Below are 20,927 nucleotides of genomic sequence, written 5' to 3'. Positions count from 1 at the left end.
GGCGCGCAGCGACAGAGGCCGCGCGCCCAAGCGTCATTTCTTCGCCTCGGCCTGCTTTTCCGCCTCGAGCAGCTTCGCGGCCAGGTCGCGGGCGATGGCGAAGGCGCCCTTGATCCGCTCAGCATCGCCCTTCCAGTCGCGACGCACGACGATCTTGTTGTCCTTCACCTTGGCCAGGCCGTTCTGTTCCTTGATGAAGTCGACCAGCCCCTGGGGCGCGGCGAACTTGTCGTTGTGGAACTGGATCGTGGCCCCCTTCGGCCCGCCGTCCAGCTTGGCGATGCCCGCCCGTTTGCACATGGCCTTGATCCGAACCACGAGCAGCAGGGTATTGACCTCCTTCGGCAATTTCCCGAAGCGGTCGATCAGCTCGGCGGCGAAGCCTTCCAGCTCCACCTTGGTGGTGAGGCCCGACAGGCGACGGTAAAGACCCAGGCGCAGATCCAGGTCCGGCACGTAATCCTCGGGGATCAGCACCGGCACGCCGAGGTTGATCTGCGGCGCCCAGGTCTCCTCGGTTTCGGTCAGCCCCTCGGCCTCGCCCGACTTGATCTTGGCAATCGCCTCTTCCAGCATCGACTGGTACAGCTCATAGCCCACGTCGCGCATGTTGCCCGACTGCTCTTCGCCCAGCAGGTTGCCGGCGCCGCGAATGTCGAGGTCCTGCGAAGCCAGGGTGAACCCCGCCCCCAGCGTATCCAGCGAACCCAGCACGCGCAGGCGTTTCTGGGCCGTGTCCGTCAGTTTGGCGCGCGGCTCTGTCGTCAGGTAGGCATAGGCGCGGGTCTTGGCGCGACCGACGCGCCCCCGGATCTGGTAGAGCTGGCTGAGGCCGAACATATCCGCCCGATGCACCACCATCGTGTTGGCGCGCGGAATATCCAGCCCCGATTCCACGATGGTCGTGGCCAGCAGCACGTCGTATTGCCCGTCGTAGAAGGCATTCATGCGCCGATCCAGTTCTCCCGCCGCCATCTGGCCGTGGGCAGTGACGAAACTGACCTCGGGCACCTGCTCCTTCAGAAACGCCTCGATCTCCGGCAGGTCGCTGACGCGCGGCACCACGAAGAAGCTCTGCCCGCCGCGATAGTGTTCGCGCAGCAGGGCCTCGCGGATGGTGACCGGATCGAACTCGCTGACATAGGTGCGGATCGCCAGGCGGTCGACGGGCGGCGTGCCGATGATCGACAGATCCCTCACCCCGGACAGCGACAGTTGCAGGGTACGCGGGATCGGCGTGGCCGTCAGGGTCAGGACGTGCACATCGGTGCGCAGCTGCTTCAGCCGTTCCTTGTGGCCAACGCCAAACCGCTGTTCCTCGTCCACGATCAGCAGACCGAGGTTCCTGAACTTGATGTTCTTGGCCAGAAGCGCATGGGTGCCAACGGCGATATCCACCGTGCCATCGCTGATCCCGCTGCGGGTCCGGGCCGCTTCATTTGCACCAACAAAGCGCGACAAGGCGTTGACTTGAATAGGGAAACCCCTGAACCGCTCGGCAAAACCCTGAAAGTGCTGGCGCGCCAGCAACGTGGTAGGTGCGATCACCGCAACCTGCACCCCGGACATGGCCGCCGCAAAGGCCGCGCGCAGGGCCACTTCGGTCTTGCCGAAGCCCACGTCGCCGCAGACCAGCCGGTCCATCGGATGCCCCGAGGCAAGATCGCCCAGCACGTCGTCGATGGCGCCCAGCTGATCGTCCGTCTCCTGGTAGGGGAAGCGGGCGAGGAAGGCGTTCCACTCGGCCTCCGGCGGCTCCAGCATGGGCGCACGGCGCAGGGCGCGTTCGGCCGCCACGCGGATCAGCCGGTCCGCCATCTCGCGGATGCGTTCCTTCAGCCGCGCCTTCTTGGCCTGCCAGGCGCCGCCGCCCAGCTTGTCCAGCAGCCCCTCTTCGTGGCCATAGCGGGACAGCAGTTCGATATTCTCGACCGGCAGATACAGGCGCGCGTTCTCGGCGTATTCCAGCACCAGGCATTCGTGGGCGGCCCCGGCGGCAGTGATGACCTCCATCCCGTGATAGCGGCCGATGCCGTGGTCGACATGGACCACCAGATCGCCGGGGCTGAGGCTCTGCGCCTCGGTCAGGAAGTTCTCGGCCCGCCGCTTCTTCCGGGCCGAGCGGATTAGCCTGTCCCCCAGCACGTCCTGTTCGGAGATGACCGTCAGCGGCCGGTCCTGCCAGGTGCCCTCAAACCCGTGTTCCAGCGCCCAGACCGCCAGGTGCAGCCCCCTGCGACCGATGCGCCGCGCGTCGGTGACCGGGATCGCTTCCTTCAGGCCTTCGTCGGCGATCAACCCTTCCAGCCGCTCCCGCGCGCCCTCGGAATAGGAGGCGATGACGACGGGGCCATCCTGAAGTTTCTCCTTCACATGGTCCGCCAAAGCGCCGAAAAGGCTTACATTTTCAAGTTGACGCTCGGGCGAGAAATTGCGCCCGATGTGCCCGCCGGCATCCAGTACGCCCGGTCCCGGGCTCTGCGCCAACGGCGAGAGCTGCAACAGGCGGCGTCCCTTGGTCTGGGCCTGCCAGGCCTCATCGTCGAGGTAAAGAAGCCCCGGTGGGACGGGTTTGTAGACCGATCCCAGACGCGCCTTGTCGGCCAGGGCGATGCGGCGGCTTTCATGTTGATCGGCGATCGTGTCCCAGCGGGCCAGCCGCGCCGGCGTCGCCTGGTCGTCGAGGGTGATCGTGGCCTGTGGCAGGTAGTCGAACAGAGTTTCCAGTCGCTCGTGGAAGAAGGGCAACCAGTGCTCCATGCCCTGCTGCTTGCGCCCGGCACTGACCGCTTCGTAGAGCGGATCATCGGTGCCCGCGGCGCCGAACTCGATACGGTAGTTCTGGCGGAAGCGGGTGATCGCCGCCTCGTCCAGGATGACCTCGCTCACCGGGGCCAGTTCGATCACCTCCCGCTTGTCGGTGGTGCGCTGGCTGCCGGGGTCAAAGCTCCGTGCGCCGTCGAGGATGTCGCCGAACATATCGAGGCGCACCGGGCCGGAGGGGCCCGGCGGGAAGATGTCGATGATGCCGCCGCGAATGGCATAGTCGCCCGGCTCAGTGACCGAGTGACTTTGGGAAAAGCCCATGCGCACCAAGAAGTTGCGCAGCGCAGCTTCATCAATCCGCTCCCCCACGCGAGCGGTGAAGGAGGCCTCCTGCAACACCTCGCGCGCCGGGATCCGCTGGGTCGCGGCGTTCAGCGTGGTCAGCAGGATGAACTGGTCCGGCATTCCGTGCACCAGCCCCGCCAGCGTCGCCATCCGCGTGGCAGAGATGTCGGCATTGGGCGAAATGCGGTCATAGGGCAGGCAATCCCACCCCGGGAAGGTCAGCACCGGCATCGCGGGATCGAAGAAGTTCAGCGCGTCGGCCATGGCCGCCATGCGCTTGTCGTCCCGCGCCACGTGCAGCACGGGCTGCCCGGTCTTCGCGATCTCCTTCAGCAGGAGCGCGGCATCATAGCCCTCCGGCGCCCCGCCGAGGATGAAATGGCTGTCATCTGCCAAGAACTTAGCCTCCGAGAACGCCGACAGAGGCATTCACGTACATGCCCCAGAAGGAGGTGGTCAACACCGAGAGCATGCCGATCACCTGAATGACGAAGCGCAGGCGCCGCAGCCGCAGGTACAGCTCCGCCGTCGTCTGCGGCGCCAGCGCGATTTTCCGGGCGGTGCGCACCGACAGGATCCACACGATGGTCAGTGGCAGGCCGATCAGCAGAAGGGCCTGCGCGAACTCGACCCAATAGAAGAACCCCAGGATCGCCAGCACCGTCAGCAGGAAGCTCATCACGCCCACGGCGATCTCTCCCGCGGCGTCGGCGATATAGAGCATCCGGTTGACGTTGATGCGGATCAGATCGCGCAGATCCTCCTCGACGGAGCCGCCGCGGCGATGCGCGCGCAGCACCAGGTCGAAGGGCACGCCCAGCACCCAATGGCTGGCGGAAGACCAGACGACCGCCAGCGCAATCCAGAACCAGAGGTTCGAGAAGGACCGGAGGTCGATCAGTTCGAGAGTTGTGGCCATCGACCCCAAGGGCGCCCGTCCTTTCTGCTCACCTCCACTCCTTCCCGGATATAGCTCCGTCACCGGGCCTTGCCCACCCCCGCAGGGCCGGAACTGAAGCAGAAAGCCACGTCTGCGGAAGGACTTGAGCTTGACCGGCGATCCGTGCGACCTGAGGGAAGACCTTCGGAGTTGAGAACATGCAGCCCATCCAAGCCCCCTTCCCCGCGACCCGCCTTCGCCGCACCCGCAAATCCGGCGCGATCCGCGACCTGGTGCAGGAAAACGTTTTCACCGTGAAGGACCTGATCTGGCCGGTTTTCGTCTGCGAGGGCGAGAACCACGAGGAACCCGTGCCCTCGATGCCCGGCGTCTTCCGCCGCTCCGTCGACCGGGTGGCCGAGGCTGCGCGCGAGGTATTCGATCTGGGCATCCCCGCGATCTGCCTCTTCCCCTACACCCCCGGCGACAAGCGCAGCGCCGACGCCTCCGAGGCCTGGAATCCGGAAAACCTGTCGAACCGCGCCACCCGCGCCATCAAGGCCGCCGTGCCGGAAATGCTGGTGATGACCGACGTGGCCCTGGATCCCTATTCCGACACTGGCCAGGACGGCTTCGTCATCGACGGCGAGATCGTTAATGACCTGACCGTGGAGGCGCTGGTGAAGCAGGCCGTCAGCCAGGCCGAGGCCGGCGCCGACATCATCGGCCCGTCGGACATGATGGACAGCCGCATCGGCGCCATCCGCGCCGCGCTGGAGGCCGGCGGCCATCAGAACGTGATGATCCTGTCCTATGCGGCGAAATACGCCTCTGCCTTCTACGGGCCCTTCCGCGATGCGGTCGGCGCGTCCGGTGCGCTGAAAGGCGACAAGAAGACCTACCAGATGGATCCCGGCAACTCGGACGAAGCCGTGCGCCTCGTGGCCCGTGATTTGTCCGAGGGCGCCGACATGGTGATGGTGAAGCCGGGCATGCCCTACCTCGACATCTGCCGCCGGGTGAAGGACAGCTTCGGCGTGCCGACCTTTGCCTACCAGGTGTCCGGGGAATACGCGATGATCCAGGCCGCCGCGCAGAACGGCTGGATCGACGGCGAGAAGGCCATGGTCGAGAGCCTGATGGCCTTCAAGCGCGCCGGCTGCGACGGCGTTCTGAGCTACTTCGCCCCCGCCTTCGCCCGCCTCGCCGGTTGAGGCGCCGCTGCGCGCAGCGCATCGAAAGGCGCGGCAAGCAAGGCAATTCGCTTGCAGAGACAGAAAAAAAGGGGCCGATGTCGGCCCCTTTTCGCTTTATCCGCGGCCTGACACGTCTGAGAGGATGACACCCCCGCGGGCCGGGGCTAGAAAAGGGCGTATATCAAGCCGGGCCACCGGCAGAGCAAAAAGCCGGACCACCGGCAGAGGCAGTAGACCGGCGCACCCCGCGCCGCATGAGGGCAGAGACATGAGCCAACTGACACGACGCGCATTCACCCTTTCCGCGCTGGCCGCCGTGCCGGCGGTGGCGGCCTGTTCCGGCAACGGCTACGGCAACAACGGCGCGGCCACGATCGACGCGCGGGTCGATGCGACCCTGGCGCAGATGTATTCCGACTATCCGCAGACCCGCGATCTGGCGGCAAAATCCGCCGGTATGCTGGTGATGCCGCTGCTGACCGAAGCGGGCCTCGGCCTGGGCGGCGGCTATGGCCGCGGCGCCCTGCGCGTCGGCGGCGCCACGGTGGACTACTATTCCGCTACCCGCGCCAGCGCCGGCCTGCAAATCGGGGCGCAGCAATATGCCCACGTGCTGTTCTTCATGACAGAGGACGCGCTGCAGGACTTCCGCATCAATGATGGCTGGGCCGCCGCCGCGGACGCCGACATCGTCTTCAACAACCTGGGCGAGAACCTGAGGGCCGAAACCACGACCTCGATGGCGCCCGTTGTCGCGGTGATCTTCGCCCAGGCGGGGCTGCGCGTCGGCGCGACGATCGAAGGTCTGAAATACTCGCGCATCATCCCCTGATCGCGTGACACCCCCAGGAAAACGGGCCAAGGAAAACAGGGGCGCCTTCGGGCGCCCTTTCGCATTGGGGGCCTTGGCACGGTCCCGGCAAACGTCAGTGATAGCGCAGCTCGCCCACCACGTTGCGCCAGTCGGTCGGCGACAGCGCCTTGCTGTGGCAGAAGCGGACCGAGTGCAGCGGCCCCTCGATGTTCTCCTGCCAGAATTCGATGAAACCGAAGAGCTTCGGGTAATCCGGCGCCAGATCGTAGTCCTGCCAGACATAGCTTTGCAGCACGTTTTGGTAGTCCGGCAGGCGGTAGAAAATCTCGGCCGTGGTCAGCCCGTAGCCCTTCAGCAGAAGTTCCGTTTCGCCCATGGTGGCGTCCTTCCTCGTTTCGGATCCCACCAGCTTTCCCGCCTTAAAATTAACTTTCAACAAAAACAGAATGTTAGCCACCTTACCCGGTGGCTGCCAGCTTCGCCCCGGGGCAAGCATTGCACCCCAGATCATGGCGGTGCTATAGTTGCGCCAACAAGATATAGAAGCCATCCCCAGACAGGCAGACTCAGTGACCGATACACCGGAACCCCCTGAAAACGAACAGGAAACCCCGTCTGCGCCGGCCAGCGGCCCGACCATCTCGATTTCGGAGGAAATGCGTTCCTCCTATCTCGACTACGCGATGTCGGTCATCGTCAGCCGCGCCATCCCGGATCTGCGCGACGGCCTAAAACCTGTGCACCGGCGAATCCTCTTCGCCATGCACGAGGTCGGCAACACCCACGACAAGCCCTACCGGAAATCCGCGCGCCCCGTCGGCGACGTGATGGGTAAGTACCACCCGCACGGCGACAGCGCGATCTACGACGCGCTGGCCCGGATGGCGCAGGATTTCTCGATGTCGCTGCCGCTCCTGGACGGCCAGGGCAACTTCGGTTCGATGGACGGCGATAAACCCGCCGCCATGCGCTACACCGAGGTGCGCATGGACAAGCCTGCGGCCTACATGCTGAACGACATCGACAAGGACACGGTCGATTTCCAGGACAACTATGACGGCAAGGACAAGGAACCCTCGGTCCTGCCCGTCCGCTTCCCCAACATGCTGGTCAACGGCGCCGGCGGTATCGCCGTCGGCATGGCGACCAACATCCCGCCGCACAACCTGGGCGAGGTGATCGACGCCACTCTTGCGCTGATCGAGAACCCCGACATGTCGGTCGAGGAACTGATCCAGTACGTGCCCGGCCCCGACTTCCCCACGGGCGGTATCCTGCTGGGCCGCTCCGGCGCGCGGAAGGCCTACCTGGAAGGGCGCGGCAGCTGCATCATCCGTGCCAAGACCCACGTCGAGGAGCTGCGCAAGGATCGCTACGCCATCGTCATCGACGAGATCCCCTATCAGGTGAACAAGGCGGCGATGATCGAGAAGATCGCGGAACAGGTCCGCGACAAAAAGATCGAGAACATTGCCCACGTCCAGGACGAAAGCGACCGGCACGGCGTACGCGTGGTGGTCGAGCTGAAGCGTGACGCGACGCCTGAGGTGGTGCTGAACCAGCTCTTCCGCTTCACGCCGATGCAGACCTCCTTCGGCTGCAACATGCTGGCCCTGAACGGTGGTCGTCCGGAAACCCTGACCCTTTACGGCTTCCTGTCGCATTTCGTCGACTTCCGCGAAGACGTCGTGGCACGCCGCACGGCCTACCTGCTGCGCAAGGCGCGCGAGCGGGCGCATATCCTGTGTGGCCTCGCCGTTGCGGTCAGCAACGTGGACGAGGTCGTGGCGACCATCCGCTCCTCCGCCGATGCGGCCGAGGCGCGTGAGAAGCTGATGACGCGCAAATGGCCGGCGACCGAGATCGCGGATTACATCCGGCTGATCGACGATCCGACCCACACCATGAACGAGGACGGCACCTACAACCTGTCCGAAACCCAGGCCCGCGCCATCCTGGAGCTGCGCCTGCAGCGCCTGACCCAGATCGGCGTGAAAGAGGTGACGGACGAGCTGCAGGAACTGGCTGGCAAGATCAAGGAATACCTGGAGATCCTGGGCTCTCGCGATCGCATCATGGGCATCATCGCCGATGAGCTGCGCGAGGTGCGCGAGCTCTTCGCCGTGCCGCGTCGCACCGAGATCGTCGACTGGGCCGGCGACATGGACGACGAGGACCTGATCGAACGCGAGGACATGGTCGTGACCGTGACCGCGGGCGGCTACATCAAGCGGACCCCGCTGGCCGACTTCCGCGCGCAGAAGCGCGGCGGCAAGGGCCTGTCGGGCGGCGCGATGAAGGATGACGATGCGGTCACCACGCTGTTTGTCGCCAATACCCATACGCAGCTGCTGTTCTTCACCACCGAGGGCATGGTCTACAAGCTGAAGACCTGGCGCCTGCCGGTCGGCGGACGTACCTCCAAGGGCAAGGCGGTGGTCAACATCCTGCCGATCCCGACGGGCGTATCGATCGCGGCCATCATGCCGGTCGACCGTCCGGAAGAGGAGTGGGGCGATCTGCAGATCGTCTTCGCCACCTCCGCCGGCACCGTGCGCCGCAACGCCCTGTCCGACTTCACCAACGTCATGCGCAACGGCAAGATCGCGATGAAGTTCGAGGGCGAGAACGAGGGCATGCGCCTGATCAACGCCCGCATCTGCGGCCCCGAGGACGACGTGATGCTGTTCACCCGCTCCGGTCGGGCGATCCGCTTCCGTGCCGATGACGTGCGGGTCTTCAACTCGCGCAACTCCACCGGTGTGCGAGGTGTCCGCCTGAACGAAAACGACGAGGTCGCCTCGATGTTCGTCCTGCCCCACTTCGCCGCCGAAAGCGACGAACGGGCCTCCTACCTGAAGATGCGCCGCGCGATGGCCGGTGACACCGAGGCCACGGAGGAGGAAGAGGGCAACGCCGACATGCCGCTGAGCCAGGAGCGTTACGCCGAGATGTCGGCCGCCGAAACGCTGCTGCTGACTATTACCGCCGGCGGCGCGGGTCACATCAGTTCCTCCCACGACTACCCCGTTCGGGGCCGCGGCGGCATGGGTGTGACGGCATGGGAAAAATCCATGCGCACCGGCGAGATCATCGCGGCCTTCCCGGTCGATATGGATGACCAGATTATGCTCGCAACCTCGCGCGGACAGTCGATCCGCGTTCCGGTTGAAGGTATTTCCTTCCGCTCCCGTAGCGCGGGTGGTGTTCGTGTGTTTAATACAGGTAAAGAAGAACACGTCGTCTCCGTCGCCCGGATCATAGAGCAGGGAGAAGAGGAGGACGGCGACGGCGAGACCGGCTGACGGGGACATCGGCCGCTTGGGAGCAAAGTGAATTGAAGAACTGGGACGACCTTCGCTACCTGGTCGCGGTCCACAAGACGGGCTCGATGAGTGCGGCAGCAAGATTGCTTGATACCAACCCCGCAACCGTTTCCCGAAGGCTCGGGCGCTTGTCGGAAACCCTTGGTTTCGATCTGTTTCTGAAGACGCCGCAAGGCTGGACGGCGAATGAATCCGTCGGCGATCTCATCGAGTCGATCACCGCGTTTGAGAACGAGATCGAGTCCTACCTCAATACCCGGGACAGTGACGGGATCACAGTGGCGGGCCATGTCGACATCGGCTGCGACCCCACCGTGTCCAACCACGTGCTGCTGCCCGGGCTGAGGGACCTGATTTCCGAGAACCCCGACCTCGAAATCACGTTCACCAACCAGTTCTACCAGGAAGCTCTGGGCGACAACGACCTGTTCATCTCGGCGGTCCGCCCGCAACAGGGTCGCCTGGTGGTCCGCTTCGTCGGGAAATTCGCCACGAACCTCTACTGCTATCCCGACAGCCCGCGCGACGGTCGCTGGGTCGGGCTTCACAATCTGCATGATCGGTACCCCCCGGCGCAGCATTGCCGCACAATCATGGGGGGACGGGATCCGATCATACGGGTCGAGACCTTGCTGGACACCTACCGCACGATCCGCGCCACTCGCCTGCCCGGCACGATCCCCGTAGGGGCCGCGCAGGAGGATCCCGAGCTGATCCCCTTCGACCCGGAAAGCCGGCCCATGCAGACCCCGCTTTACTTGTGTTTTCATGAGACCCGGCGCAAGGATCCCCTTGTTCAGATGATCGCGGACTGGGTGGCGGATCGTTTTAACGCATATAACAGCATTTGACCGGCCTTGCAGGAATGCAAGCACAGGTATGCGCCCCAGGGTTATTGTGCGCTTTTCGCATGCACCGCATAGTCCGGGTACAGAATTTTCGCAGACGTATGAATGGTCTCCTTCCCGGGTTTCATTTTTCGCCCTAAGGTAGAGAGACATATCGGCGTTCCGGTTGTGCCGTCGGACAGGCGGTGGAGCGACGACATCAGACGACAGTGTCCCAGGAGGTGGCTCGACGCGCCCGTTCAGCGGCGAACCTCGGTTCGCAGCCACGTCCAACCAAAGGCTTGACGCTTCTACCCCGTCAAACCCTTCACTGGGCCGGCCCGAACAGCCGGCCCCTTTTCTTGTAAGAGACACCCTGGGCTAAACGCCCCCGCAGCGATGCAGCAGCGCGGCATTTGTGCAGCAGCGCAGGTCTAATGGGCGCTCACAGCCTTTTCCTTTCAACGCAAAGCTTACAAATATCGGCTAGCCAAGGCTTGCCGACCCAACCTCCACAGCGCGTCTGCGGTGCCTTTCACACGATTGACCGGCCTCCGCCGGACCAGAAACGGACCTTTCGCCATGTTCAAAAGCCATATGTCGCGCGCCTGCCTCTCTGCCTTCGCCATGCTGCCGGCCACCGCGTTGCTCCTGTCGACCGCCCAACCGGCCCAGGCCCAGCTGACCCTGGACGGCACGTTGCGTCTGGAGCTGGCCCATAACGAGGACACCTCGGTCAACACCAAGCGGTTCCGCGGCTCCTTCGACGGGCTGGTCTGGAACGACATGGGGCTGCAGCTCGACATCGGCGTCGGCAAGCATGAACACCACGAATCCACCCAGCCCTCGGCCACCCTGCACGGCTACTACCGCCTGGATGACACCCTGTCCTACGGCGTGTTCCTGGCCGCCGAGGATCGCCGTCCAGGCAATTCCTACTTCTACGGGGCCGAGGTCACCTATCAGGGCGACGCCTTCGGGATTGAGGCCTTTGCCGCCTACCGCGACGACATCGCCGAAAGCACCGATGGCGGCCGCTACGGTCTGGACGTGACCTATGCCCTGCCGGCCGCGCCGCGCTGGACCCTGCTTGCGGGCGGCGTCGGCGATGATGGCGCGCCGGTCGAACAGGGATTCGGCTACCTCGGTGCCCGCTACGAGGTCCGCGACGGGATCGACGTCGGCATGACCGCCGGCAGCACCGACGATGGTGCGGGCATCGTCAGCGCCCTGGCCACCTTCACCTTCGGCCGTGGCGCCACCTTCCGCGCCCGCGACACGATGGAGCTTTACCCGGGCTACTGACCCGGGATCGCGCTGCAACTACAAAGGGGCCGCAGCAACTGCGCGGCCCCTCTTTGATCTGCGGGCAATATCCGCTCAGAGATCGTAGAGATCGCTGAATTTCGCCTCGATATACTCCAGCAGCGGTTCGGCCGTGGGCGCGGCGCCACAGGCCCGGGTGATGACCTCGCGCGGCTCGTAAAGCCCGCCGTGGCGCTGTACGTTCTCGCGCAGCCAGTCCGTGGCGGGCGCCGTGATCCCCTTCGCCAGCTCCGCGTCCAGATCCGGCACATCCACGCGCAGCGCCTGTGCCAGGCAGCCCGCGTAGACATTGCCGAGGCTATAGGTCGGGAAGTAGCCGAACAGCCCCACCGACCAATGCACGTCCTGCAGGCAGCCCAGCGAGGCGCGCGGCACGGCATAGCCGAAATCGGCCTCGAACCGCTCGTTCCAGGCGCCTTCCAGATCGGCCACCTTCAGATCGCCCGAGATCAGCGCCCGTTCCAGGTCGAAGCGCAGCATGACGTGCAGGTTGTACTGAAGCTCATCCGCCTCGGTCCGGATGAAGTCCTTCTGCACCCGGTTCACGGCGGCATAGAAGGCTTCGGCACTGTCGACGCCTATGTCGCCGAAATCGGCCCGCATCTGATCGTAGATCCAGCCGGTGAAGGCGCGCGAGCGGCCCAGCTGGTTCTCGTAGATCCGGCTCTGGCTTTCATGCACCCCCATCGACACGCCCTGTCCGAGGGGCGTCAGGGCATAGCCCGCGTCGATGTTCTGCTCATAGCAGGCGTGGCCGACCTCGTGGATGGTCGAGAAGAAGCAGTTGAAGGGGTCATCCTCGGCGGTGCGTGTGGTGATCCGTACGTCGTGGCCCGAGCCGGAGCTGAAAGGATGCACCGCCTTGTCGATGCGGCCGCGCGTCAGATCATAGTTGAAGGCCAGCGCCAGCTTGCGGGCAAAGGCCATCTGCGCCTCGGCGGGGAAGTCACCGGACAGTCCCGCGGGCTGCGGCTTCTCCAGGACCTTGCCGCGCAGATCGACCAGGCGCGGACGCATCTCGGCGAACATCGCCTCCAGCTGGGTCGCGGTGGCGCCCGGCTCATAATCGTTCAGCAGGGCATCGTAGACGTCCCCGCCGCCGGCAAGCGCCTGGCCCTCCTGCTGGCGCAGCTCAATCACCCGGGACAGGACCGGGGCGAAGGCGGCGAAATCATCGGCGGCGCGCGCCTCGGCCCATTGCCCCTGCGCGACCGAGGTCACGCGCGCCAGCTCGGCGGCCAGATCGGCGGGGATCTTGCGGCTGCGGTCGTAGTCGCGGCGGATATGGCGCAGCTTGGCGGCATCCGCCTCGCTCACCTCCGCGCCCTCGCAGGCATCCAGCCACTCTCCCAACCGGGGATCGGTGCGGCGCGCGTGCAGCACGGCCTCCATCGCTGCCATCTCCTCGCCGCGTTGATCGGCGGCGCCGCGGGGCATCACGGTTTCCTGGTCCCAGCTAAGGCGGCCGGCGACCTGCGCCAGGGCTTCGGTCTGTTTCTGGTAGGCCAGAAGCTCGGCCAGGGGGGTATTCGTCTGGGTCATCTCAGCCTCGGACACTGGTGGCAACGGGATAGGCGGCGGCGAAGCGGGCGCGCAGGATCAGCACCCACAGCAGCACCGCGACAACCTGGTGAGTGATCGCCACATGCAGATGCGCGGCGGTCATGACGGCGGCCACGCCCAGGGCCACCTGGCCCCAGAGGGCGATATAGGCCGCGGTGAAGGCGCGCCGCGTGGCCGGGTTGGCGCTGCGCCGCCCCCGCAGGAAGGCCACGGTGCCGAAGATCAGCAGCAGGTATCCGGACATGCGGTGGATGAACTGCACCAGCCCGGGGTTTTCCAGGAAGTTGCGCCAGACCGGCTCGATGTCGAAGGCATAGGGCGGGAAGAACTGCCCACCCATGGTCGGCCAGTCGGTGAAGGACCGCCCGGCGTCGATCCCCGCGACCAGCGCGCCCAGCAGGATCTGCAGGAAGGCGAAATGCATCCAGCCGGTCGCCAGGCCGAACTGTTTCGCCTCGCGCACGCGGCGGGCCTGCATCAGGTCGCGTTCCTCGCGGCTCAGCAGGAAGACATACCAGGCGATGGTGCCCAGGATCGCGAAGGCCAGGCCAAGGTGCACCGCCAGCCGGTAGGAGGCGACGCTCAGCATCCCTTCCCCGAGACCGGAGGAGACCATCCACCAGCCGATGGCGCCCTGTGCGCCGCCCATGGCCCCGATCAGGAGCGAGCGTTTCACCCAGCCCGTGGGCATCCGCCCCGAGATCCAGAAGCCCAGGAACCCGACCGCCCAGACCAGCCCGATGGCACGGCCAAGCTGGCGGTGGCCCCATTCCCACCAGTAGATCTGCTTGAAGTCCGACAGCTCCATCCAGGAGTTCATCTCGGTGAACTGCGGGATCTGCTGGTAGAGGGCGAATTCCGCCTCCCAATCAGCCTGGGTCATCGGCGGCAGGGCGCCCGACAGGGGTTTCCACTCGGTGATCGACAACCCGCTGTCGGTCAGCCGCGTCAGCCCGCCCACCACGATCATCACGGCGACCATGAGGAAGAGAAGGACCAGCCAGGCGCGCAATCCCTTGCGCGATCCCCGGCGCCCGGCGTCGATGCCGCCCTTGCGGATCTCGGGGCGCGCGTCGTCGCTGCCCACCTCTTCGAAAATGCTGCGTTTCTCGCTCATGCGGCCCTCGCTGGCTCTGATTGGCCGGCGGACCCTAGCCCCGGGCGCACCCGGGGGCAAGGCGGCGCAGGGGCGCAGAGAGCACAAGCGGGCGGCTCAGTCGCCGCGTTCCTTCCAGCGCACCATCTGGCGCAGGATGCCGTGCATCATCTGCACGTCGGGCCGGGTCAGCGGCATGCGCGACCAGAAGTTGCGCAGCACCAGCTTCATCCCCTCCGCCTTGGTCTCGGGGAAGAAGAACCCGGCCTCTTCCAGCCGGCCCTCGTAGTGATCCGCCAGCTTCTCGATCTCGATCTGGCTGGCCCAGTCGGCCCCCGCCATCTCCATCCGCTCGGCCTCCACATCCACGGCCTGGCGGCGCCATTCATAGGCCGTCAGCAGCACGCATTGCGCCAGGTTGAGGGAGGCGAATTCGGGGTTCACCGGCACGTTGATGATGGCGTTGGCCTTAGCGATGTCGTCGTTCTCCAACCCGGCCCGTTCCGGACCGAAGAGAACCGCCACCTTTTCACCCGCCAGGATCTTCTCCCGTGCGATCTCCATCGCGCGTTCGGGCGTCACCACGGGTTTCGTCAGACCCCGCGCCCGGGCGGTGGTGGCGAAAACGTAGGAGCAATCCTCCAGCGCCTCGGCCGTGGTCTCGCACAGCTTCGCCTCATCCAGCAGGCGGCCGGCGCCGGAGGCCATGGCCACCGCCTTCGGGTTGGGCCAACCGTCGCGCGGGCTGACCAGACGCATCCGGTCGAGGCCGAAATTCCACATCGCCCGCGCGGCTCCGCCGATGTTTTCCCCCATCTGGGGGCGGACAAGCACGAAAGCGGGTTGCGACATGGGTCAGGCTCCTTGAAAGACTGGCCCCTCCTAGACGCGCCGGGCAGCGCTGTCGAGGCCCCTGCCCCCGGGATCCGCCGCGCTGGTCCTGCACGCTCTGCCGTCGCAATCCCTTTGCACCAGCGCCGGTGGCACGCTATATCGGCCCGAAACGTGAGAGGCCCCGGAATGTCCCAGGAAGAGCAGCCGCAGATCTATCTGATTTCCCCGCCGGAATTCGACCTGATGGAATTCCCCGATCGCCTGGCCGCCGTGCTGGACGCGCAGGAGGTCGCCTGCGTCCGCCTGACCCTGGCCAGCCACGACGAGGATCGCATCTGTCGCGCCGCCGACGCCCTGCGCGAGGTGACGACGCCGCGTGACGTGGCGCTGGTGATCGACCGGCATATCGTGCTGGCCGAACGTCTGGGTCTCGACGGGGTGCACCTGGATGACGGCGCGCGGTCGGTGCGCAAGGCGCGCAAGGCGCTTGGCGCCGATGCCATCGTCGGGGCCTTCTGCGGCACCTCCCGGCACGAGGGCATGAACGCGGGCGAAGCGGGTTGTGACTACATCTCCTTCGGGCCTGTCGGCACCACCGCGCTCGCCGATGGCGAAACCGCCGATTTCGAGGTCTTCGAATGGTGGTCGCAGATGATCGAACTGCCCGTGGTCGCCGAAGGCGGGCTGAGCCCCGAGGTCGTGGCGCGCCTCTCGCCTGTCACCGATTTCTTCGGCGTGGGCGAAGAGATCTGGCGCGAAGTCGATGCCGTCGCCGCGCTGAAGGCACTGACCGAACGGTTCTGATCCCGGGCAAAGGGCGCCTCAGGCGTCCTTCTGCCAATCCCAGGGCATGGCGCTGCGCACCCGCCGTTCGCATTCGGCGGCCAGCGCCTTGCGATCGGCGAAATCGGCCACGGCCAGCGGCGGGTGATAGATCACCTCCACCCCGCCCTGGCGCTTCGCCCCGAAGACCTTCAGGAAGCTCGCGCCAAAGTCCATGTCGCCCCACCATCCGTAGAACCGCGGCTCCTCTCCTTCGGGCGCGCGGTAAAGCAGCGTGACCGGCTGCACGTGGCAGAAGTCACGCAGTTCAGGTGCGAAGAAGGCGGCGAACAGCGTGGTCTTGAAGGGCAGCACCCGCTTGCCGTCGGTCGAGGTTCCCTCGGGGAAGAACATCAGCCTCTGACCGGCGCGCAGGCGGTTCAGGAACACGTCCTGCTGGGCCTTCGCATCGCCGCGCTTGCGGGTGATGAACACGGTGCCGGCGGCCCGAGCGAGAAAGCCGATGCCGGGCCAGCTGCGGACCTCGGATTTCGACACAAAGAAGACCGGGCGCGGCGCCGACAGGGTGAAGATGTCCAGCCAGCTGACGTGGTTCGACACCATCGCGCCGCGATCGCGCATCGGCGTGCCGGTGACCTTCAGCCGGATACCGGAGAGGCGAAAGAAGGCCCGGCAGACCTGGCGCTGGAAGATCGGCGTGACCGGGCGGCGCAGCCCGCACAGCAGACGCTCGACCAGGCGCACCAGCAGCAGCAGGACGAGGCACAGCAGAAGGAACAGCGCCAGCGGCCCGGCGCGGCGCGCGATGCGCCACTTCGCGGCGCCGTCCAGCGGCGGTGGCGGCGCGGGCGGCTCGGGCGCATACCAGGTGCTGCTCATGCCCTCAGCCCTCGCGCCGGAACAGGCGGCTCTGCTTTTCGTTCAGCAGCTGCGTGTCCAGCACCAGGCAGACGTCCACGGTGTTGAAGGCATAGTCGATGTAGGCGCCTTCGCCGACAAAGCCGCCCAGCTTCAGGTAACCCTTGATCAGCGCCGGCACGGCGCGCATGGCCGCTACGCGATCCAGCTCGGCCTCGGGGATCAGGTCCATCCGCTGGAAGGAATCCTCCAGCGCACGCACGCGCAGGGCTTCGGGCGCCAGGTGGCGGGCATGCAGGGCCGACAAGGGCCCGGCCAGCGCTTCGACATCCGTGCCGTGGAACGACGCCACACCGAAAAGCACCTCGATCCCGCGCTCGGTCACGTAGTCGGCCAGCGCGGCCCACATATGCATCATCGCCGCCCCGCCGCGATAGTCGGCGTGCAGGCAGGAGCGCCCCAGTTCCAGCAGCTTGCGCCCCGAGCCGGTCAGCTTCGACAGGTCGTATTCATCGGCGGAATAGAACTGGCCGATCCTTGCCGCGGCGTCATCGGTCAGCAGGCGATAGACGCCCACGACCTGCTCGCGCAGCGCACCTGCACGGGCGTGGTCGATCAGCAGCAGGTGATCGAAATGCGGATCGAAGCGATCCCGCTCCAGCTCCGCCTCGTGGTCGACCATGGCGCCACTGCCGCCCAGTTCCTCGACGAAGACCTTGTAGCGCAGGTGCTGCGCCGCGCGCAGTTCCTCTTCGCTCGCGGCCAGGCGGGTCTCGAACTGCGGGGCGGCGGTCTGGGTCATGAGGGGCGCTTGGGTCCTGCGATCATCCTGTCCGGCCGGGCATGTCCCGACCTTGCGGCGTTGTAGGCAAGAGGCGCGATACAGGCAAGCGTGGGCACGTAGCTCTTTGGTCTTTCGGCGCAACCCTGGCCTGTATTAACCTCCTGTATACCACTTAACGGTTTCAGTGGTCGAAGACCGGGATCAACGCGATTCTGGACCCGTCGATGACGATCTTGCCGGCCTCGGGGAAGTTCACCGTGATCCGGCCGCCGATGTTCGATTGCACCTGCCCCGTGCCCCAGTCGGGCTCCATGGGATGGCGCACGAGCATGCCAGGTTCCAGCAGGGCGTTCAGATCGGACATCGCGGGGCTTTCGACAGTCAGGGTAAAGGGTAAGTCACATTGCAGTCTACGCACCTTCTCGCCTCGCTCATAGGGTCGCGGATCTGTCACGACCTGATTTCTCCGGTCGGCGCGATCCAGAACGGTCTGGAACTGCTGTCGCTGGAAGGCGCGGCGCAGGGGCCGGAAATGGGCCTGATCTCCGACTCGGTCTCCGCCGCCTCCGCCAAGATCCGTTTCATGCGGATCGCCTTCGGCCTGGCCGGCGAGGGACAGCGCATCGGCTCGCGGGAGGTGTCGGACCTGCTCGACGATCTCAGCCGGTCGGGGCGCCAGACCTACGATTGGACACCGACCGGCGATCTCCAGCGCCGCCGCATCCAGGAGGTCTTCCTGGCGCTGCTCTGCCTGGAAAGCGCCATGCCCCATGGCGGCGTCATCTCGGTCACCCGGCCCGATGACGACCCCACGGGGTGGGAGGTTTCGGGCCCGGCGCGCGGGACGCATCCCGATCCGGGGTTGTGGCAGATCCTGGCCAGTGGCGAAGGCACCGAGACGGTCATGCCCGCCCATGTGCAGTTCGCCCTGCTGCCCTCTCTGGTGGCCGAACGGCACGGCCAGATCGCCGTCACAGAACAGGACGGCAGCCTGACCCTGCGGTTTTGACCGCGCGACACGACAAGGGCCCCGCCACGGCGAGGCCCCTACCCGAACCTTGCCTCCGGCGGCCCGTCTCTTTCCGGGCCACCCTCCGAGGCCGGCCCGCGCCTAGGCGCGGGTCGTGCCGTCTCCGGTCACCAGGTACTTGAACGAGGTCAGCTGTTCGGCCCCCACGGGGCCACGGGCGTGCATCTTGCCGGTGGCGATGCCGATCTCCGCGCCCATGCCGAACTCGCCGCCATCGGCGAACTGGGTCGAGGCGTTCCACATCAGGATGGCACTGTCGACGCGCTGGAAGAAGCGCTCCGCGACCTCCGGATCCTCGGTGATGACACCCTCGGTGTGGCTCGACGAATGCTTGCGGATATAGGCGATGGCGTCGTCGACGTCATCGACCACACGGGCCGCGACGATGCTGTCGAGGTATTCCCGGCCCCAGTCATCCTCCTCCGCGGCGGAAATGCCCGGCAGTTTCGATAGCTCGGCATCGCCGCGCACCTCGACGCCCTTTTCGGCCAGCGCGCGCAGCACGCCCTGCCCGATGGTTGCCACGACGTCGCGGTGGATCAGCAGGCATTCCACGGCGCCGCAGATGCCGGTGCGCCGGGTCTTGGCGTTCAGCACCACGTCCAGCGCCTTCACCGGGTCGGCGGCCTTGTCGATGTAGATATGCACGATGCCTTCCAGGTGGGCGAAGACCGGCACCCGCGCCTCGCGCTGCACCAGCCCCACAAGGCCTTTGCCACCCCGGGGCACGATCACGTCGATGTAGTCGGTCGCCGTCAGCATCTCGCTCACCGCCGCGCGATCGCGGGTCGGCACCAGCTGGATCGCGGCCTCAGGCAGGCCCGCGGCGCGCAGGCCCTCCAGCAGACAGGCATGGATGGCGCGCGAGCTGTGAAAGCTCTCCGAACCACCGCGCAGGATCACCGCATTACCGGCCTTCAGGCAGAGCGCACCCGCATCCGCCGTGACGTTGGGGCGGCTTTCGTAGATCACGCCGACAACGCCCAGGGGGGTGCGCACGCGGCGGATCTTCAGCCCCGTGGGCTGTTCCCACTCGGCGATCACCTCGCCCACAGGGTCTTTCTGGGCAGCAATGGCGCGCAGGCTGTCGACGATGCCCTTGATGCGGGTCTCGTCCAGCTTCAGCCGGTCCATCATGGCCGGCGTCAGGCCCTTGTCCTCCCCAAACTTCAGGTCCTCGGCATTGGCGGCGATGATATCGGCGCGCGCGGCCCAGACCGCGTCGGCGGCGGCTTCCAGCGCGCGAGCCTTGGCCTCGGCGGGGGCGAAGGCCAGCTCGGCGGCGGCGTCCTTGGCGGCCCGACCGATCCCGGTCATCACTTCTTCGATCGTCAGGGTGTCGTTCATCCCATCCTCCTTGGGCGGCGGCGCCTGCGGCGATCACCCTGCCCTTGCAAACAAAGTCATGTCGTCGCGATGGACCAGCGCGGCGCGGCCCGGATAGCCGAGGATCTCCTCGATCTCTCCGCTTTGGTGGCCGGCCAGCGCGCGGGCTTCCTCCGCCGTGTAGCGGGTCAGGCCCTGGCCCAGGAAGATCCCGCCTGGGCCGAGGATTTCGACCGGCTCGCCCCGGCCGAAGACACCCTCCACGCCGGTGACACCCGCAGGCAGCAGGGACCGACCTCTTTCCAGCGCGCTGACCGCGCCCGCATCCACGATGACCCGCCCCTGCGGTTTCATCGACCCGATCCAGCCCTTGCGGGCATGGGCCGGATCGCCTTCGGCGGTGAACCAGGTGGCGGTCTCGCCTTCGGCCAGCCGCGCCAGAGGGTGCATCCGCGTGCCCAGGGTGATCGCCATGGCGCAGCCCGCGCCGGTCGCGGTCTTGGCGGCCATCAGCTTGGTCTTCATGCCGCCCTTCGACAGGCCGGAGCCCGCGTCGCCCGCCATCGCCTCGATCTCGGGCGTGATGCGCTCGACCACGTCGAAGCGGCGGGCGGTCTCGTCCTCGTTCGGATTGGCGGTGTAGAGACCATCCACATCCGACAGAAGCACCAGGTGGTCCGCGCCCACGGTCACGGCGACCTGCGCCGCCAGGCGGTCGTTGTCGCCATAGCGGATCTCGTCGGTGGCGATCGTGTCGTTTTCGTTCACGATCGGCACGGCACCGAAGCCCAGCAAGGTTTCCAGCGTGTTGCGGGAGTTCAGGTAGCGGCGGCGGTTGGCGCTGTCTTCCAGCGTCACCAGCACCTGCGCCACGGTGATCCCGTGGCTGCGCAGCGCCCGGTCATAGGCCGCGGCCAGGCCGATCTGGCCGACGGCCGCAGCGGCCTGCGCCTGTTCCAGCGCCAGATTGCCAAGGCCCAGCCCCAGCACCCCGCGCCCAAGCGCAATGGAACCCGAGGAGACCAGCACGACCTCGGTTCCCTGCGCCTTCAGCGCTGCCACATCATCGCAGAGCGATTGCAGCCAGCGCGCCTTCAGCTCTCCGGTGGCGGCATCGACCAGCAGGGCCGAGCCGATCTTCACCACCAGGCGGCGCGCGCCTGCCATCGAAGG

Annotated in this window: 18 protein-coding genes; 7 read left to right on the top strand and 11 right to left on the bottom strand. The window is 66.3% G+C overall.

Translation table 11 applies throughout. The features are described from left to right. Nucleotides 1-33: 33 nt before the first annotated feature. Together mfd and CVM50_RS01115 are read right to left on the bottom strand one after the other, a co-directional pair. The gene (mfd, locus tag CVM50_RS01120; protein ID WP_232618113.1) at nucleotides 34-3,507 is read right to left on the bottom strand and encodes a transcription-repair coupling factor; all 3,474 of its coding nucleotides are present in this window, start codon (nucleotides 3,505-3,507) and stop codon (nucleotides 34-36) included. Between the two features lie 4 nt (nucleotides 3,508-3,511). Next, a complete protein-coding gene (locus tag CVM50_RS01115) occupies nucleotides 3,512-4,030 on the bottom strand; it encodes a component of SufBCD complex (RefSeq protein WP_085889952.1) in 519 nt (172 codons plus the stop codon). Nucleotides 4,031-4,209: 179 nt separating this feature from the next. On the opposite strand from CVM50_RS01115, the gene hemB reads away from it, so the two are divergent. Both hemB and CVM50_RS01105 read left to right on the top strand, forming a co-directional pair. Then, on the top strand, nucleotides 4,210-5,205 hold the full coding sequence (hemB, locus tag CVM50_RS01110; protein ID WP_085889953.1) for a porphobilinogen synthase: 996 nt from the start codon (nucleotides 4,210-4,212) through the stop codon (nucleotides 5,203-5,205). A gap of 250 nt (nucleotides 5,206-5,455) precedes the next feature. Beyond that, nucleotides 5,456-6,019, top strand: coding sequence for a lipid-binding SYLF domain-containing protein (locus CVM50_RS01105; RefSeq protein WP_085889954.1), 564 nt, complete (start codon nucleotides 5,456-5,458; stop codon nucleotides 6,017-6,019). Between the two features lie 94 nt (nucleotides 6,020-6,113). Here the strand turns inward: CVM50_RS01105 and CVM50_RS01100 are convergent, their stop codons facing one another. Beyond that, nucleotides 6,114-6,377, bottom strand: coding sequence for an usg protein (locus tag CVM50_RS01100; protein ID WP_085889955.1), 264 nt, complete (start codon nucleotides 6,375-6,377; stop codon nucleotides 6,114-6,116). A 193-nt stretch (nucleotides 6,378-6,570) separates the two neighbouring features. Between CVM50_RS01100 and gyrA the strand changes: the two genes are divergently transcribed. The 3 genes from gyrA (at nucleotide 6,571) to CVM50_RS01085 (ending at nucleotide 11,459) form a co-directional block, all read left to right on the top strand. After that, a complete protein-coding gene (gene gyrA, locus CVM50_RS01095) occupies nucleotides 6,571-9,306 on the top strand; it encodes a DNA gyrase subunit A (RefSeq protein ID WP_198431830.1) in 2,736 nt (911 codons plus the stop codon). A gap of 32 nt (nucleotides 9,307-9,338) precedes the next feature. After that, a complete protein-coding gene (locus tag CVM50_RS01090; RefSeq protein WP_085889957.1) occupies nucleotides 9,339-10,178 on the top strand; it encodes a LysR family transcriptional regulator in 840 nt (279 codons plus the stop codon). Nucleotides 10,179-10,736: 558 nt separating this feature from the next. After that, the gene (locus tag CVM50_RS01085) at nucleotides 10,737-11,459 is read left to right on the top strand and encodes a hypothetical protein (protein WP_085889958.1); all 723 of its coding nucleotides are present in this window, start codon (nucleotides 10,737-10,739) and stop codon (nucleotides 11,457-11,459) included. A 75-nt stretch (nucleotides 11,460-11,534) separates the two neighbouring features. Here CVM50_RS01085 and CVM50_RS01080 read toward each other — a convergent pair whose 3' ends face one another. The 3 genes from CVM50_RS01080 to CVM50_RS01070 form a co-directional block, all read right to left on the bottom strand. Then, on the bottom strand, nucleotides 11,535-13,022 hold the full coding sequence (locus tag CVM50_RS01080; RefSeq protein ID WP_085889959.1) for a carboxypeptidase M32: 1,488 nt from the start codon (nucleotides 13,020-13,022) through the stop codon (nucleotides 11,535-11,537). Nucleotide 13,023: 1 nt separating this feature from the next. Then, entirely contained in the window at nucleotides 13,024-14,160 is a 1,137-nt protein-coding gene (ctaA, locus tag CVM50_RS01075) for a heme A synthase (RefSeq protein ID WP_085889960.1), read from the bottom strand. Nucleotides 14,161-14,256: 96 nt separating this feature from the next. Next, nucleotides 14,257-14,991, bottom strand: coding sequence for an RNA methyltransferase (locus CVM50_RS01070; RefSeq protein ID WP_085889961.1), 735 nt, complete (start codon nucleotides 14,989-14,991; stop codon nucleotides 14,257-14,259). A 168-nt stretch (nucleotides 14,992-15,159) separates the two neighbouring features. Here CVM50_RS01070 and CVM50_RS01065 point away from each other — a divergent pair, with 168 nt between their 5' ends. Next, entirely contained in the window at nucleotides 15,160-15,777 is a 618-nt protein-coding gene (locus CVM50_RS01065) for a thiamine phosphate synthase (RefSeq protein ID WP_085889962.1), read from the top strand. Between the two features lie 18 nt (nucleotides 15,778-15,795). On the opposite strand, the gene CVM50_RS01060 is transcribed toward CVM50_RS01065, so the two are convergent. From CVM50_RS01060 to CVM50_RS01050, 3 genes are all read right to left on the bottom strand, one after another. Next, nucleotides 15,796-16,635: a lysophospholipid acyltransferase family protein gene (locus tag CVM50_RS01060; RefSeq protein WP_085889963.1), complete on the bottom strand. Its 840-nt coding sequence runs from the start codon at nucleotides 16,633-16,635 to the stop codon at nucleotides 15,796-15,798. Nucleotides 16,636-16,639: 4 nt separating this feature from the next. Next, nucleotides 16,640-17,416, bottom strand: a complete 777-nt coding sequence (locus CVM50_RS01055) for a GNAT family N-acetyltransferase (RefSeq protein WP_085889964.1) — start codon at nucleotides 17,414-17,416, stop codon at nucleotides 16,640-16,642. Between the two features lie 163 nt (nucleotides 17,417-17,579). Continuing rightward, a complete protein-coding gene (locus CVM50_RS01050) occupies nucleotides 17,580-17,762 on the bottom strand; it encodes a DUF3553 domain-containing protein (RefSeq protein ID WP_085889965.1) in 183 nt (60 codons plus the stop codon). A 39-nt stretch (nucleotides 17,763-17,801) separates the two neighbouring features. On the opposite strand from CVM50_RS01050, the gene CVM50_RS01045 reads away from it, so the two are divergent. After that, entirely contained in the window at nucleotides 17,802-18,407 is a 606-nt protein-coding gene (locus CVM50_RS01045; protein ID WP_085889966.1) for a histidine phosphotransferase family protein, read from the top strand. A gap of 102 nt (nucleotides 18,408-18,509) precedes the next feature. Here the strand turns inward: CVM50_RS01045 and CVM50_RS01040 are convergent, their stop codons facing one another. Beyond that, entirely contained in the window at nucleotides 18,510-19,775 is a 1,266-nt protein-coding gene (locus tag CVM50_RS01040) for a glutamate-5-semialdehyde dehydrogenase (RefSeq protein WP_085889967.1), read from the bottom strand. A 33-nt stretch (nucleotides 19,776-19,808) separates the two neighbouring features. Beyond that, a complete protein-coding gene (gene proB, locus CVM50_RS01035; protein ID WP_100148406.1) occupies nucleotides 19,809-20,921 on the bottom strand; it encodes a glutamate 5-kinase in 1,113 nt (370 codons plus the stop codon). Nucleotides 20,922-20,927 lie beyond the last annotated feature (6 nt).

It is taken from the genome of Pseudooceanicola marinus (assembly GCF_002786295.1).
Taxonomy (GTDB): Bacteria; Pseudomonadota; Alphaproteobacteria; order Rhodobacterales; family Rhodobacteraceae; genus Pseudooceanicola; species Pseudooceanicola marinus.
Note: the sequence above shows the minus strand (reverse complement) of the source record. Positions and strands in the feature narration are given on the sequence as shown.

Excerpts from the sequence above, each read along its gene's own strand:
- CVM50_RS01115 (WP_085889952.1), bottom strand. The coding sequence starts at position 4,030 with ATGGCCACAACTCTCGAACTGATCGACCTCCGGTCCTTCTCGAACCTC.
- hemB (WP_085889953.1), top strand. The coding sequence starts at position 4,210 with ATGCAGCCCATCCAAGCCCCCTTCCCCGCGACCCGCCTTCGCCGCACC.
- CVM50_RS01105 (WP_085889954.1), top strand. The coding sequence starts at position 5,456 with ATGAGCCAACTGACACGACGCGCATTCACCCTTTCCGCGCTGGCCGCC.
- CVM50_RS01100 (WP_085889955.1), bottom strand. The coding sequence starts at position 6,377 with ATGGGCGAAACGGAACTTCTGCTGAAGGGCTACGGGCTGACCACGGCC.
- CVM50_RS01085 (WP_085889958.1), top strand. The coding sequence starts at position 10,737 with ATGTTCAAAAGCCATATGTCGCGCGCCTGCCTCTCTGCCTTCGCCATG.
- CVM50_RS01080 (WP_085889959.1), bottom strand. The coding sequence starts at position 13,022 with ATGACCCAGACGAATACCCCCCTGGCCGAGCTTCTGGCCTACCAGAAA.
- ctaA (WP_085889960.1), bottom strand. The coding sequence starts at position 14,160 with ATGAGCGAGAAACGCAGCATTTTCGAAGAGGTGGGCAGCGACGACGCG.
- CVM50_RS01070 (WP_085889961.1), bottom strand. The coding sequence starts at position 14,991 with ATGTCGCAACCCGCTTTCGTGCTTGTCCGCCCCCAGATGGGGGAAAAC.
- CVM50_RS01065 (WP_085889962.1), top strand. The coding sequence starts at position 15,160 with ATGTCCCAGGAAGAGCAGCCGCAGATCTATCTGATTTCCCCGCCGGAA.
- CVM50_RS01060 (WP_085889963.1), bottom strand. The coding sequence starts at position 16,635 with ATGAGCAGCACCTGGTATGCGCCCGAGCCGCCCGCGCCGCCACCGCCG.
- CVM50_RS01055 (WP_085889964.1), bottom strand. The coding sequence starts at position 17,416 with ATGACCCAGACCGCCGCCCCGCAGTTCGAGACCCGCCTGGCCGCGAGC.
- CVM50_RS01050 (WP_085889965.1), bottom strand. The coding sequence starts at position 17,762 with ATGTCCGATCTGAACGCCCTGCTGGAACCTGGCATGCTCGTGCGCCAT.
- CVM50_RS01040 (WP_085889967.1), bottom strand. The coding sequence starts at position 19,775 with ATGAACGACACCCTGACGATCGAAGAAGTGATGACCGGGATCGGTCGG.
- proB (WP_100148406.1), bottom strand. The coding sequence starts at position 20,921 with ATGGCAGGCGCGCGCCGCCTGGTGGTGAAGATCGGCTCGGCCCTGCTG.